The organism is Sulfuricystis thermophila, assembly GCF_004323595.1.
Taxonomy (GTDB): domain Bacteria; phylum Pseudomonadota; class Gammaproteobacteria; order Burkholderiales; family Rhodocyclaceae; genus Sulfuricystis; species Sulfuricystis thermophila.
In genome coordinates this window covers 2,211,680-2,223,920 of the sequence record NZ_AP019373.1, presented here as the reverse complement: position 1 = coordinate 2,223,920, position 12,241 = coordinate 2,211,680, and the positions used below count along the sequence as shown (strand labels likewise).

The following is a 12,241-nucleotide window of genomic DNA, read 5'->3' as shown; positions in this document are numbered from 1 at the left end:
CTAGTTCGTCAGTGGTTGGGGCGTCGCAAGTCGTGACGCCAGCATCAGCCAGATGATACCAAGCACGGCGCAAGCGAGATGAACGCCGACGGCGCCGTGGTGTTTGACCAGCCAGCCGCCCAGTGCGCCGCCGAGGAACAGACCGAACGATTGCGTCGTGTTGTAGATGCCCAGTGCCGCGCCCTTGGCCGCCGGCGGCGCGAGGCGCGAGATCAGCGAGGGCTGCAGTGCTTCGAGGATATTGAAGGCGACGAAGAACAGCAGCAGCCAGAAGCCCACACTCCACAGGCCGCCGCCGAACAGGGCGAGTCCCCCCTGCACGAGAACCAGCAGCGCCACCGCGCCGGCATAGATCGACCGCATGCGGCCGCGCTTCTCGGCGGCGATGACCGCCGGCACCATGACGGCGAACGAGAGCAGCACCGCCGGCAGATAGATCTTCCAGTGCTCGCCGCCGGGAAGCCCGGCGGTGATGAGCGCCGGCGGAATCACGACCCACAGCGCCGTCTGCATCAGGTGCAGCGCGAAGACGCCGAAATTGATGCGTGCGAGTTTCGCATCGAACAGCACGGCGGAGAACGGCGGACGTTCGTGCGTGGCGAAACTCGGCGCTGGCGGAACGGCAGCGAACAGCAACACGATGGCGCCCAGCGCGAGTGCGCCGATCAGCACGAACAGGCCGGAGAGTCCGAGTGCGGCGGCCAGCGGCGGCGCGATCACCAGCGAGGCGGCGAACACCAGGCCGATCGAGGCGCCGATCATCGCCATCACCTTGGTGCGATGCTGTTCGCGCGTCAGGTCGGCCGCCAGCGCGGTGATCGCGGCGGAAATCGCACCGGCGCCCTGCAGCACGCGGCCGAGGATCATGACGTGGATGTTTGGCGCAGCTGCGGCGACGAAGCTGCCGGCTGCGAACAGTAGCAGGCCAAAGACGATCACCGGCTTCCTGCCGAAACGATCGGAGGCGATGCCGAATGGGATCTGCAAAAAGGCTTGGGTCAGGCCATAGGCGCCCAGCGCCAGGCCGACCAGTGCGGCATCGTCGCCGCCCGGCAGGTGCTTCGCAAGCACGACGAATACCGGCAGCACGAGGAACAGGCCCAGCATACGCAGGCCGAAGATCGCGGCCAGCACGCCGCCGGTGCGCCGTTCGGCGGGGGTCATCGGGTCGATGGCGGAGAAACGCATGGAAAAAACTCTCTCAATGACGCCAGACTCGCAAGCCGCGGTGTGCTTCGAGCGCGTCGAAATCGGCGTCGCTGTGCAGCAGCGCATAGCCGTGTTCGATGCAGTAACTGGCGAGCAGCACGTCGATCGGGCTCTTGATTGTAATGCCCAGCCTGCGCAATGCCCGATAATGTTCCGCGGCGGCGTGCGCATTCTCCGCTCCGCCGATTGCGACCACCGGCAAGGCGGCGAGCGCCCGTTTTGCCGCATAGAAGTCTTCGGGATGGCGAAAGCCGCGCAGCACCTCGAACAGGGTCAGATCGGCCATTTCCAGCGGTGCTGCGCCATCGGCGAGCAGATCGGCGAGCCGTGCGACCGCCGCCGTCTCACGGCCGTTGAAGAAGTCGATCCAGACGGAAGCGTCGACGAGGATCATTTGCCCGTCGCCGTCGTATCGGTCTCGCTCGCCTCGTAGCGAACGGTCGGTTCCATGACCAGCTGGCTTGCGGCGGGCTGGGCGTCTTCCCAACGCAGCTTGCCGCGTAAGGCGAGAATCTCGCGGTAGGCGGCTTGACGGGCGAGCAGACGCAAGCCTGCATCGACCGCCTCTTTCTTGGTCTTGAACGGCCCGGCCTTCATCGCCTGGGCGATGAGTTCGTCATCGAGGATGATGTTCGTGCGCATGATGTGTATTCCGTAACTCACCTAATACATATTTTACGCACGATGCGCCAGTTGGGCAAGCTCTCGGCGCTGGCGGGACGGCAGGGATTTTCCGTATAGTGTCATGTTCGCCATTTTTTCGATCCCGCATGGAAACGATCAAGATTCGCGGCGCCAGGACGCACAACCTCAAGAACATCGATCTCGATCTGCCGCGCAACCAGCTCACCGTGATCACCGGCTTGTCCGGCTCCGGCAAGTCTTCGCTCGCCTTCGACACGCTCTATGCCGAAGGCCAGCGCCGTTATGTCGAATCGCTCTCGGCCTACGCGCGCCAGTTCCTGCAACTCATGGAGAAGCCCGACGTCGACCTGATCGAGGGCCTCTCGCCTGCTATTTCCATCGAGCAGAAGGCGACTTCCCACAATCCGCGTTCGACCGTCGGCACGGTGACCGAGATCCACGACTACCTGCGCCTGCTCTACGCGCGCGCAGGCCAACCGCATTGCCCCGAACATGGCGTGGCGCTCGAGGCGATGAGCGTCTCGCAGATGGTCGATCACGTGCTGGCCTTGCCCGAGGATACGAAGCTGATGATCCTCGCGCCGGTCGTTGCCGACCGCAAGGGCGAGCAACTCGACCTGTTCGCCGAATTGAAGGCCCAGGGCTTCGTGCGCCTGCGCGTCGATGGCAAGGTGTATGACATCGATGCCTTGCCGAAGCTCGCCAAAACGAAGAAGCACTCGGTCGATGTCGTCGTCGATCGCCTCAAGGTGCGTGCCGACCAGCGCCAGCGGCTGGCGGAATCCTTCGAGACCGCGCTCACCCACGCCGAAGGCCGCTGCATCGCGGTCGAGATGGACAGCGGCGTCGAGCATCTGTTCTCGGCCAAGTTCGCCTGCCCGCATTGCGGCTATGCGCTGCCCGAACTCGAGCCGCGCCTGTTTTCATTCAACAACCCGATGGGCGCCTGCCCGCAATGCGATGGCTTGGGACAGATCCAGTTCTTCGATCCGGCGCGCGTCGTCGCCTATCCGCATTTGAGCCTCGCCGCCGGCGCGATCAAGGGATGGGACAAGCGCAACCAGTTCTATTTCCAGATGATCGAATCGCTCGCCGCGCATTACGGCTTCGATGTCGACACGCCCTTCGAGGCGCTGCCGGAAAGCGTGCGCCAGGTCGTGCTCTACGGTTCCGGACGCGAGTCGATTCGCTTTCGCTATCTCAACGAAAAAGGCACGCGCTTCGAGCGCGCGCATACCTTCGAGGGCATCATCCCCAATCTCGAACGCCGCTACCGCGAGACCGAGAGCCAGATGGTGCGCGAAGAGCTGGTGAAATACCTCAATCACAAGCCCTGCCCGGACTGCGGCGGCGCGCGCCTGCGGCGCGAAGCGCGCCATGTCTTCGTCGGCGGCAAGACGATCGCCGAGGTGAGCCGCTTGAGCCTCATCGACTGCCGCGACTTCTTCAACCTCTTGCAGCTCACCGGCCAGCGCGCCCAGGTGGCCGAGAAGATCATCAAGGAAATCACCTCGCGCTTGACCTTCCTGATCAACGTCGGCCTCGATTACCTCTCGCTCGACCGTTCGGCCGAGACGCTCTCAGGCGGCGAGGCGCAGCGCATCCGGCTGGCTTCCCAAATCGGTTCGGGCCTCACCGGCGTGATGTATGTGCTCGACGAGCCGTCGATCGGTCTACACCAGCGCGACAACACCCGCCTGCTGCAAACGCTCGCCAATTTGCGCGATCTGGGCAACACGGTGATCGTCGTCGAGCACGACCAAGAGGCGATCGAATCGGCCGATCATGTCGTCGACATGGGGCCGGGCGCGGGCGAACATGGCGGGCGCATCGTCGCGCAGGGCACGCCGGCCGAAATCGCGGCGCATCCAGAATCGCTGACCGGCGCCTATCTCTCCGGCCGGCGCCGGATCGAGGTGCCGAAGAAACGCACGCCGCCCAATCCGGCGCGGCAGCTGAAAATCCTCGGCGCCACCGGCAACAACCTCAAGCGCGTCGATCTCGAAATCCCGGTCGGGCTCCTGACCTGCATCACCGGCGTCTCCGGCTCCGGTAAATCGACGCTGATCAACGACACGCTCTACGCCGCGGCGGCGCGCCACCTCTACGGCTCGGCACTGGAACCCGCGCCGCACGAGGAAATCCAGGGCCTCGAATATTTCGACAAGGTCATCAACGTCGACCAAAGCCCGATCGGCCGCACCCCGCGCTCGAACCCCGCCACCTACACGGGGCTGCTCACGCCGATCCGCGAGCTCTTCGCCGCCGTGCCGCAGGCGAGGGAGCGCGGCTACGGGCCGGGGCGGTTTTCCTTCAACGTCAAGGGCGGCCGCTGCGAAGCCTGCCAGGGCGACGGCATGATCAAGGTGGAGATGCACTTTTTGCCCGACATCTTCGTGCCCTGCGACGTCTGCCACGGCAAACGCTACAACCGCGAAACACTCGAAATTCGCTACAAGGGCAAGACGATCTATGAAGTGCTGCAGATGACCGTCGAACAGGCCTATGAATTCTTCGCGCCGGTGCCGGTGGTGGCGAGGAAACTGCAGACGCTGATCGATGTCGGCTTGTCCTACATCCAGCTCGGGCAAAGTGCGACGACGCTTTCCGGCGGTGAGGCGCAGCGCGTGAAACTCGCGCTGGAACTCTCCAAACGCGATACCGGCCGCACGCTCTACATCCTCGACGAACCGACCACGGGGCTGCATTTCCACGACATCGAGATGCTGTTGAAAGTCCTGCACCGCCTGCGCGATGCCGGCAATACGATCGTCGTCATCGAACACAATCTCGACGTCATCAAGACCGCGGACTGGATCGTCGATCTCGGGCCGGAAGGCGGCGACGGCGGCGGGCGCATCATCGCCACGGGCGCGCCGGAAGCCGTGGCGCAAAGCATGGGCAGCCATACCGGGCGCTATCTGGCGCCCATGCTGAAAATCGGCGCTGACGGGACGGCACGCCGTTGCAAATGAATATAAAATTTCCGCTCCAATCGGAATTGGAGAAAAACCATGAATCTAAAAAGCATGTCCGTGGCGGAATTGAACAAGCTCAAGAAAGCCGTCGACAAGGAAATCGAAAATCGGAAAAACCTGCAGCGCAACAAGGCCTTGGGAGAAATCAAGAGCATCGCTGCGAAATACGGCTTGAAATTGGACGAGTTGGTTGGCGTGTCCGCAAGCCGCATCAAGCCGCGCAAAACCAGGGGCAAAAAAGCGGCTCAACCAGCCAAAAAGAAAGTGCTTTACCGCCACCCGGAAAATCCCCAATTGACCTGGGGCGGCGGGCGCGGGCGAAAACCGCAATGGGTCAAGGACTGGCTGGCCGCCGGCCGCAGCCTCGATGAGGCAAAGGTGGCTGAATGACGATCCTGGTGACCGGCGGCGCCGGTTTCATCGGCAGCAATTTCGTCCTTGACTGGCTTGCCCGGTCTGACGAGCCGGTCATCGATCTCGACCGGCTCACCTACGCCGGCAATCTGGAAAATCTGCGCTCGCTGGCAGGCGATCCCCGCCACATCTTCGTGCGCGGCGACATCGGCGACTTCGATCTCGTGGCAACACTGCTCGCCGAGCACCGCCCGCGGGCGATCATCAACTTCGCCGCCGAATCGCATGTCGACCGCAGCATCCACGGGCCGGAGGATTTCATCCAGACCAACATCGTCGGCACCTATCGGCTGCTCGAAGCCGCGCGCGGCTACTGGAACGCGCTGCCCGAGGCGGACAAAGCCGCATTCCGCTTCCTGCACGTCAGCACCGACGAAGTCTATGGCTCGCTCGGCCCCGACGATCCCCCTTTTTCTGAAAATAACCGCTACGAGCCGAACAGTCCCTATTCGGCCAGCAAAGCCGCCTCGGATCATCTCGTGCGCGCCTGGCACCACACCTACGGGCTGCCGGTGCTCACCACCAACTGCTCGAACAACTACGGCCCCTATCAATTCCCGGAAAAGCTCATTCCGCTGATGATCGTCAATGCGCTCGCCGGCAAGCCGCTGCCCGTCTATGGCGACGGCCTGAACGTGCGCGACTGGCTCTACGTCAAGGACCATTGCGCCGCGATCCGCGTCGTGCTCGCGCGCGGCCGTGTTGGGGAAACCTACAACATCGGCGGCTGGAATGAGAAGACCAACCTCGAAATCGTGCGCATCGTCTGCCGCCTGCTCGACGAGCGGCGTCCCCGCCCCGATGGCGCCTCCCATGCCAGCCTGATCACCTTCGTCAAGGATCGTCCCGGCCACGACCGGCGCTATGCCATCGACGCGACGAAGATCGCACGCGAACTCGGCTGGCGCCCGGCCGAAACCTTCGAGACCGGCATCGAGAAGACGGTGGCCTGGTATCTCGATCATCCGGACTGGGTTGCCCATGTGCAGTCCGGCGCCTACCGCGAATGGATCGGCAGGCACTACGGCGAGTGAGATGAAGATTCTCCTCACCGGCAAGAACGGCCAGGTCGGTTTCGAGCTGCAACGCGCGTTGGCGCCACTCGCCGAGATCGTCGCCGTCGGCCATGCCGAATGCGACCTCGCGCAGCCCGATGCACTCCGCCGCCTGATCCGCGAGGTCGCACCGCAGATCATCGTCAATGCTGCCGCCTATACCGCGGTGGACAAGGCCGAATCCGAACCGGCACTCGCGCAGGCGATCAATGCCGACGCGCCCGGCCTGCTGGGCGAAGAGGCGAAGCGACTCGGCGCCCTGGTCGTGCATTACTCGACCGATTACGTCTTCGACGGCCGCAAGGCAGGCGCCTACACGGAAGACGATGCGCCCAATCCGCTCAATGTCTATGGCCGGAGCAAGCTCGCCGGCGAACGGGCGCTGATCGCCAGCGGCGCGCGTCATCTGATCTTTCGCACCAGCTGGGTGTTCGGCGCGCACGGTGGCAATTTCGTGAAAACCATCCTGCGGCTCGCCGCCGAGCGCGACACGCTGCGCGTCGTCGCCGACCAGTTCGGCGCGCCGACCTCGGCAGCGTTGATCGCCGACGTGACCGCGCAAATCCTCGGCCAATACGTCCGGGCGTGCCGTCCCGCCAGCGCCGACTTTGCTTTCGGTTTGTATCACCTCGTCGCCGCTGGCCGCACCAGCTGGCACGAATACGCCCAGGAAATCGTGCGTGCGGCACTGGCCGCGGGCCGGCCGCTGCGCCTCCGTCCCGAGGACGTGCAAGCGATCGCCACCGCCGACTATCCGCTGCCGGCGAAACGTCCGGCCAACTCTTGTCTCGACACCAGCAAACTGCGCAAAACCTTCGGTCTCGTCCTGCCGGATTGGCGGCAGGGGCTGCATCACGTTCTGGCGCAGATCATCCCGGCTTGATTTGCGATTATGAAAATATGGTCGCCACTATTTTGACGGAACCGATAAAATAGTCGACATGAGGCGTTACCTCGAGGAGCTCATCGTCAAGGACCTGCAGCGCAAGATGGTGCTGGTGACCGGGCCGCGCCAAGTCGGCAAGACGACCCTGTGCCGTCAGTTGATGGCGCGTCATGCTTCTGCGCAATATCTGAACTGGGACATTGCGGCGGATCGGGCCATCTTGCAACGGCAGAGTTGGAGCCCGCGCGCCACCTTGCTGGTGATGGACGAGATTCACAAAATGAAGGGCTGGAAAACCTGGCTCAAAGGCGTCGTCGACGGCCGACCGGCCGGGCAAGCGCTGCTGGTCACCGGTAGCGCCCGTATGGAGACCTGGCGCCAGTCCGGTGATTCTCTGGCGGGTCGTTATCTCGCCTACCGGCTGCATCCGATTTCCGTACGTGAATGGTGCGAAGCGCAGGGCGGCAGCGCCGATGAGGCGCTGGATCGCATCATCGAGCGGGGCGGTTTTCCCGAACCATGCCTGGCCGCTGATTCCGAAGATGCCGACCGCTGGCGGCGGCAATACTTCACTGACCTGATTCGCGAAGACGTCGTCGAATTCTCGCGGTTGCACGAAATCAATACGATGCGGCTCTTCGTCGAGATATTGCGCGAGCGAGTCGGCTCGCCACTTTCCCTGGCTTCGATCGCCCGCGATCTCGCCGTCGCGCCGACGACGCTGAAACGCTATCTGGATGTGCTTCAGGCACTGTTCGTCGTCTTCACCGTCCAGCCTTGGCACCACAATATTGCTCGGGCCATCCTGCAAGCGCCCAAAGTCTATTTCTTCGATACGGGCCTGGTGCGGGGAGATGCCGGCGTGCGACTGGAAAATGCCGTGGCGACGATGCTACTCAAGCATTTGCATTTCCGTCAGGATGCCCGCGGCAAATCGGTCGGACTGCACTACATCCGCACCAAGGATGGTACCGAGGTGGATTTCGCGCTCAGCGAAGAAAACGCATTGACGCACCTGATCGAATGCAAACATTCCGACACATCCCCGCACCGGGCGCTGACTGCCTTCTCGGCGCGCTTTCCCAATGCTGAGGCCATCCAGCTGGTGCGTGATTTGCGGCAGGAAGAGCAGCGCGGAACGGTGCGCATCGCCGCAGCAGCCCACTGGCTGCGCAATCTCGATGCCTGATGGTACTCCGCCTCAAAAGGAAGACGATGAACACACCACACAATCGCAAAGGCCTCATCCTCGCCGGTGGCGCCGGCACCCGGCTGCATCCTGCCACCCTGTCCGTCTCCAAGCAGCTCCTGCCGGTGTTCGACAAGCCGATGATCTACTACCCGCTGAGCACGCTGATGCTGGCGGGCATCCGCGACATCCTGATCATCTCCACGCCGCAGGACACGCCGCGCTTTCGGCAGCTCCTCGGCGACGGCAGCCAATGGGGGTTGAAGCTCGACTATGCGGTGCAACCCAGCCCCGATGGCCTGGCGCAAGCCTTCCTGATCGGCGCAGACTTCATCGGCCAAGCCCCCTGCGCCCTCGTGCTCGGCGACAACCTGTTCTACGGCCACGACTTCCACAAGCTGCTCGCCAGCGCCTGCCAACGCACCACCGGCGCCACGGTCTTCGCCTACCACGTCCTCGATCCCCAACGCTACGGCGTGGTCGAATTCGATGCCAACGGCAAGGCGATCAGCATCGAAGAAAAGCCACGGCAACCCAAATCGAATTACGCAGTGACCGGGCTTTACTTCTACGATGCCGAAGTCGTCGCGCTGGCCAAGACCCTGAAGCCCTCGGCGCGTGGCGAGCTGGAAATCACCGACCTCAACCGCCTCTACCTCGAACGCGGCCGGCTCGACGTCGAAATCATGGGGCGCGGCTATGCCTGGCTCGACACCGGCACCCACGAATCGCTGCTCGAAGCCGGCCAGTTCATCGCCACGCTGGAAAAGCGCCAGGGGCTGAAAGTGGCCTGCCCGGAAGAGATCGCCTGGCGCCAGGGCTGGATCGACGCCATGCAACTACGGCGGCTGGCCGAACCGCTGGCGAAGAACGGCTATGGCCAGTATCTGCTGCGGTTGCTCGACGAACGGGTATTGACCTGAGGAAATCCTGCGGAACGCCACGACATCCAGCCAGTGTCGCGAGGGTTTCCTGAGAAGCATCATCGCATCTTGATGTGCTAGCATCATGATGCGTGGCCAGGTAAGGAATGGATCATGAGGACGACGCTGGATATCGACGAAGACGTATTGAACGCCGCCAAGGCATTGGCAAGGCAGCAGCATCAATCTGCCGGCCAAGTCGTTTCGCAGCTTCTGCGGGATGCATTGACGGGTCGGGCGAACCGATTGGCGGAAGGTGGTAAGGCCGTGGTAGGGTTTCGGCCATTCGCAAGTGGCGCAAACATCGTTACCAACGATCAAGTCAATGCCTTGCGCGAGCAGGAAGGTGTTTGATGCGGGCTTTGCTGGATGTGAATGTGCTGATCGCGTTGCTGGACGCCAACCATCTACAGCATCGCCGTGCGACAGAGTGGCTGGAAGAAAATGCTGCGTCAGGATGGGCCTCCTGTCCTCTTACCCAGAATGGATGCATACGCATCATGTCCCACCCGAGCTATCCGAATCCTGTTCCTGCGAGCGCAGTCGCCGAAAGGCTGCAAGAGGCGGTCGCCCACCCTCTGCACCAGTTTTGGCCAGACGACATCAGCATGCTGACTCCCGGCGTGATTGACTGGAGGCGCATTCTCGGCTCCCGCCAAGTGACGGATGCCTATTTGCTCGCATTGGCGGTGAAGCACAAAGGCCGCCTGGTGACGCTCGACAAGGGCATCCCGCGCCTTGCCGTGAAGGGAACGAGCGATTCCAGCCTAGAGTTGATCGTTTGATGAAAGCCACCCCCACCACCATCCCCGACGTGCGGGTCATCGAACCGAAAGTGTTCAACCCAGATTGTCCATTGGAACACGAGCGGGTATCGATGGCGAGGGCGAGCAAGTTTGCGTCCCCGCGACGAGCCCATAACGGTGTCTATTGGCGAGGAGCGGGGACGCGAAGATTCGCCGACCTTCAGCCGCTGGCAGATGCGTTTGCGGTGGCGGACGATCCGAAATCTTCATGGCATGATATGGCTATAATGGCCATATGAAAACCGCCTCGATATCCGCAACCAAAAATCAGTTGAGCGCACTGATCGAGCGGGTGCGGCAGGGAGAGACCATTTTCATCACCGATCACGGCCGTCCGGTCGCCCGGCTGATTCCGGCAGGGGTCGAAAACGGCCAGCCTGGCGCGGACGAGCTGGCACTGCTGGAACGCAAGGGTCTCCTGCGGCGAGGCCATGGCAAGGCGTGCCGCCTGGCGCCTCCCCCAGCGCCGGCAAAGCGCGCCAGCGCAGTCCAGGCGCTGCTGGAAGAACGCGAGTCGGCGCGGTGATCTTCTGGGACAGCTCCGCGATCCTGCCACTGCTGGTAGAGGAGTCAACCACGCCGTCCGCGTTGGACTATTACTCCGACAACCCCACAATCGTGGCATGGTGGGGCACCCCGGTCGAGTGTGCCTCGGCCCTGGCGAGACTGGAGCGCGAAAGCAAACTGACTTCCAGCGAAGTGACCCAGGCGCTGGACCAACTGGCAGCGCTGCAGGCGGCCTGGCATGAGGTGCAGCCACTGGATGGCGTGCGCCAGATCGCACAGCGGCTGCTACGGCTCCACCCGCTGCGCGCCGCCGATGCGCTGCAGTTGGCCGCGGCGCTGCTTGTCTGCGAGCACAGACCGCAAGGCTGGCAATTCGTCTGCCTGGATGCCCGGCTGAGTCAGGCTGCCGAGCGAGAAGGATTCCGCGTCATCCGCAATTTCGCGGATTGAGCGAAGGGCGAGGCATATGAACAAGGGAATATCGCCGCATGCCGTAGTGGGTGCGACGGGCGCGGCTCTGGAGGTGATTGCCGGATGAAAGCCACCCCCACCGCCATCCCCGACGTGCTGGTCATCGAACCGAAAGTGTTCAATGATGAGCGCGGTTTCTTCTTCGAAAGCTACAACCGCCGGGCGTTCAAGGAAGCCACCGGTCTCGATCCCGAATTCGTGCAGGACAATCACTCGAAAAGCGTCAAAGGCGTGCTGCGCGGCCTGCATTACCAACTGCCGCCCAAGGCGCAAGGCAAGCTCGTGCGCGTCGTGCAAGGCGAAGTCTTCGATGTCGCCGTCGACCTCCGCAGGTCTTCCCCGACCTTCGGCAAATGGGTCGCCGAGATCCTATCCGCCGAAAACAAAAAGCAACTCTGGATTCCGCCCGGCTTCGCCCACGGCTTCCTCACCCTTTCGGACACCGCCGAGTTCCTCTACAAGACCACCGACTACTACGCCCCCGACTACGAGCGCGCCATCCGCTGGGACGATCCAACCCTGGCCATCGCGTGGCCAAACGTCGGCACACCGATCCTCGCGCCCAAGGATGCCGCCGCGCCGACATTCGCGCAGGCGGAAATTTTCGCCTAAGGAAATCGAACCATTTGCGCAAACGGCATCAAACAGCTCAAGGATCGCCCATTCCGATCGAAGATGCATCGCTGCCCCGGCTACCGACAACACCAAGAATGACCCGATCATCCCGCTTATAATTCGTTCCGAATAAGCAAAAACAGACGAAAGCAAAGCGTGCCCCGGCTTCAATCTCCATCATCTGGCTTGAACATTTTGCTCACTGGTGGATTGGGTTACATCGGCAGCCACACCGCCGTCATGCTGCAACAAACCGGCCACGGGGTCGTTTTGCTCGACAATCTCAGCAATAGCCGTTTGTATGTATGCTCGGCCGACCCCACCAAGGCCCCACCAGGTGCAGGCTGGCGCGCCACGCGCACGCTCCATGACATGTGCGCAAGCGCGTGGGTCTTTGCCGCGCAAGCGATGCAGACCGCTCAAGCTACCACAGGACAACAAACCAGGAAGGTCGCCCCCGTCTTCAGGCGCTGCGGAGATCGAGTTCGAGCCTCCGCGCGCCACCATCGATTCCCGGCCGACTGATCATGCATGATGCTTGCT

General features: G+C 62.8%; 15 protein-coding genes. 12 read left to right on the top strand and 3 right to left on the bottom strand.

The window, feature by feature from the left end; genetic code table 11:
* Genes M52SOB_RS11195 through M52SOB_RS11185 form a run of 3 tightly spaced genes read right to left on the bottom strand, consistent with a single transcriptional unit; the run spans position 1 to position 1,851 of the window.
* Complete coding sequence (locus M52SOB_RS11195) at positions 1-1,188, bottom strand: MFS transporter (protein WP_131111884.1); 1,188 nt, start codon at positions 1,186-1,188, stop codon at positions 1-3.
* Positions 1,189-1,201: 13 nt separating this feature from the next.
* Entirely contained in the window at positions 1,202-1,603 is a 402-nt protein-coding gene (gene vapC / locus M52SOB_RS11190) for a type II toxin-antitoxin system VapC family toxin (RefSeq protein WP_131111883.1), read from the bottom strand.
* The gene (locus M52SOB_RS11185; RefSeq protein WP_131111882.1) at positions 1,600-1,851 is read right to left on the bottom strand and encodes a type II toxin-antitoxin system VapB family antitoxin; all 252 of its coding nucleotides are present in this window, start codon (positions 1,849-1,851) and stop codon (positions 1,600-1,602) included. The genes vapC and M52SOB_RS11185 overlap by 4 nt, the downstream gene beginning before the upstream one ends.
* Positions 1,852-1,979: 128 nt before the next feature.
* Between M52SOB_RS11185 and uvrA the strand changes: the two genes are divergently transcribed.
* The 12 genes from uvrA (at position 1,980) to M52SOB_RS14120 (ending at position 12,223) form a co-directional block, all read left to right on the top strand.
* On the top strand, positions 1,980-4,829 hold the full coding sequence (gene uvrA, locus M52SOB_RS11180; protein ID WP_131111881.1) for an excinuclease ABC subunit UvrA: 2,850 nt from the start codon (positions 1,980-1,982) through the stop codon (positions 4,827-4,829).
* A gap of 39 nt (positions 4,830-4,868) precedes the next feature.
* Positions 4,869-5,222, top strand: coding sequence for an H-NS histone family protein (locus M52SOB_RS11175; protein ID WP_131111880.1), 354 nt, complete (start codon positions 4,869-4,871; stop codon positions 5,220-5,222).
* The gene (gene rfbB, locus M52SOB_RS11170) at positions 5,219-6,280 is read left to right on the top strand and encodes a dTDP-glucose 4,6-dehydratase (RefSeq protein ID WP_131111879.1); all 1,062 of its coding nucleotides are present in this window, start codon (positions 5,219-5,221) and stop codon (positions 6,278-6,280) included. Before M52SOB_RS11175 ends, rfbB begins: the two co-directional genes overlap by 4 nt.
* 1 nt (position 6,281) lies before the next feature.
* Positions 6,282-7,184: a dTDP-4-dehydrorhamnose reductase gene (gene rfbD, locus M52SOB_RS11165; RefSeq protein ID WP_131111878.1), complete on the top strand. Its 903-nt coding sequence runs from the start codon at positions 6,282-6,284 to the stop codon at positions 7,182-7,184.
* Positions 7,185-7,242: 58 nt separating this feature from the next.
* A complete protein-coding gene (locus tag M52SOB_RS11160; protein ID WP_172601824.1) occupies positions 7,243-8,376 on the top strand; it encodes an ATP-binding protein in 1,134 nt (377 codons plus the stop codon).
* 26 nt (positions 8,377-8,402) lie between these two features.
* Complete coding sequence (rfbA, locus tag M52SOB_RS11155; RefSeq protein WP_131111877.1) at positions 8,403-9,299, top strand: glucose-1-phosphate thymidylyltransferase RfbA; 897 nt, start codon at positions 8,403-8,405, stop codon at positions 9,297-9,299.
* A 114-nt stretch (positions 9,300-9,413) separates the two neighbouring features.
* Complete coding sequence (locus tag M52SOB_RS11150; RefSeq protein ID WP_131111876.1) at positions 9,414-9,653, top strand: DUF6364 family protein; 240 nt, start codon at positions 9,414-9,416, stop codon at positions 9,651-9,653.
* A complete protein-coding gene (locus M52SOB_RS11145; RefSeq protein WP_131111875.1) occupies positions 9,653-10,084 on the top strand; it encodes a TA system VapC family ribonuclease toxin in 432 nt (143 codons plus the stop codon). Before M52SOB_RS11150 ends, M52SOB_RS11145 begins: the two co-directional genes overlap by 1 nt.
* 256 nt (positions 10,085-10,340) lie before the next feature.
* A complete protein-coding gene (locus tag M52SOB_RS11140) occupies positions 10,341-10,631 on the top strand; it encodes a type II toxin-antitoxin system Phd/YefM family antitoxin (RefSeq protein ID WP_131111874.1) in 291 nt (96 codons plus the stop codon).
* Positions 10,628-11,062, top strand: a complete 435-nt coding sequence (locus M52SOB_RS11135) for a type II toxin-antitoxin system VapC family toxin (protein WP_131111873.1) — start codon at positions 10,628-10,630, stop codon at positions 11,060-11,062. The genes M52SOB_RS11140 and M52SOB_RS11135 overlap by 4 nt, the downstream gene beginning before the upstream one ends.
* Before the next feature lie 84 nt (positions 11,063-11,146).
* Complete coding sequence (rfbC, locus tag M52SOB_RS11130; RefSeq protein WP_131111872.1) at positions 11,147-11,695, top strand: dTDP-4-dehydrorhamnose 3,5-epimerase; 549 nt, start codon at positions 11,147-11,149, stop codon at positions 11,693-11,695.
* 159 nt (positions 11,696-11,854) lie between these two features.
* Complete coding sequence (locus tag M52SOB_RS14120) at positions 11,855-12,223, top strand: NAD-dependent epimerase/dehydratase family protein (protein ID WP_431306325.1); 369 nt, start codon at positions 11,855-11,857, stop codon at positions 12,221-12,223.
* Positions 12,224-12,241 lie beyond the last annotated feature (18 nt).

What these genes read in the sequence shown, in the direction of transcription:
- M52SOB_RS11140 (WP_131111874.1), top strand. Translation starts at nt 10,341, where the DNA reads ATGAAAACCGCCTCGATATCCGCAACCAAAAATCAGTTGAGCGCACTG.
- rfbD (WP_131111878.1), top strand. Translation starts at nt 6,282, where the DNA reads ATGAAGATTCTCCTCACCGGCAAGAACGGCCAGGTCGGTTTCGAGCTG.
- M52SOB_RS11160 (WP_172601824.1), top strand. Translation starts at nt 7,243, where the DNA reads ATGAGGCGTTACCTCGAGGAGCTCATCGTCAAGGACCTGCAGCGCAAG.
- rfbB (WP_131111879.1), top strand. Translation starts at nt 5,219, where the DNA reads ATGACGATCCTGGTGACCGGCGGCGCCGGTTTCATCGGCAGCAATTTC.
- M52SOB_RS11150 (WP_131111876.1), top strand. Translation starts at nt 9,414, where the DNA reads ATGAGGACGACGCTGGATATCGACGAAGACGTATTGAACGCCGCCAAG.
- M52SOB_RS11145 (WP_131111875.1), top strand. Translation starts at nt 9,653, where the DNA reads ATGCGGGCTTTGCTGGATGTGAATGTGCTGATCGCGTTGCTGGACGCC.
- M52SOB_RS11175 (WP_131111880.1), top strand. Translation starts at nt 4,869, where the DNA reads ATGAATCTAAAAAGCATGTCCGTGGCGGAATTGAACAAGCTCAAGAAA.
- uvrA (WP_131111881.1), top strand. Translation starts at nt 1,980, where the DNA reads ATGGAAACGATCAAGATTCGCGGCGCCAGGACGCACAACCTCAAGAAC.
- M52SOB_RS11195 (WP_131111884.1), bottom strand. Translation starts at nt 1,188, where the DNA reads ATGCGTTTCTCCGCCATCGACCCGATGACCCCCGCCGAACGGCGCACC.
- rfbC (WP_131111872.1), top strand. Translation starts at nt 11,147, where the DNA reads ATGAAAGCCACCCCCACCGCCATCCCCGACGTGCTGGTCATCGAACCG.
- M52SOB_RS11185 (WP_131111882.1), bottom strand. Translation starts at nt 1,851, where the DNA reads ATGCGCACGAACATCATCCTCGATGACGAACTCATCGCCCAGGCGATG.
- rfbA (WP_131111877.1), top strand. Translation starts at nt 8,403, where the DNA reads ATGAACACACCACACAATCGCAAAGGCCTCATCCTCGCCGGTGGCGCC.
- vapC (WP_131111883.1), bottom strand. Translation starts at nt 1,603, where the DNA reads ATGATCCTCGTCGACGCTTCCGTCTGGATCGACTTCTTCAACGGCCGT.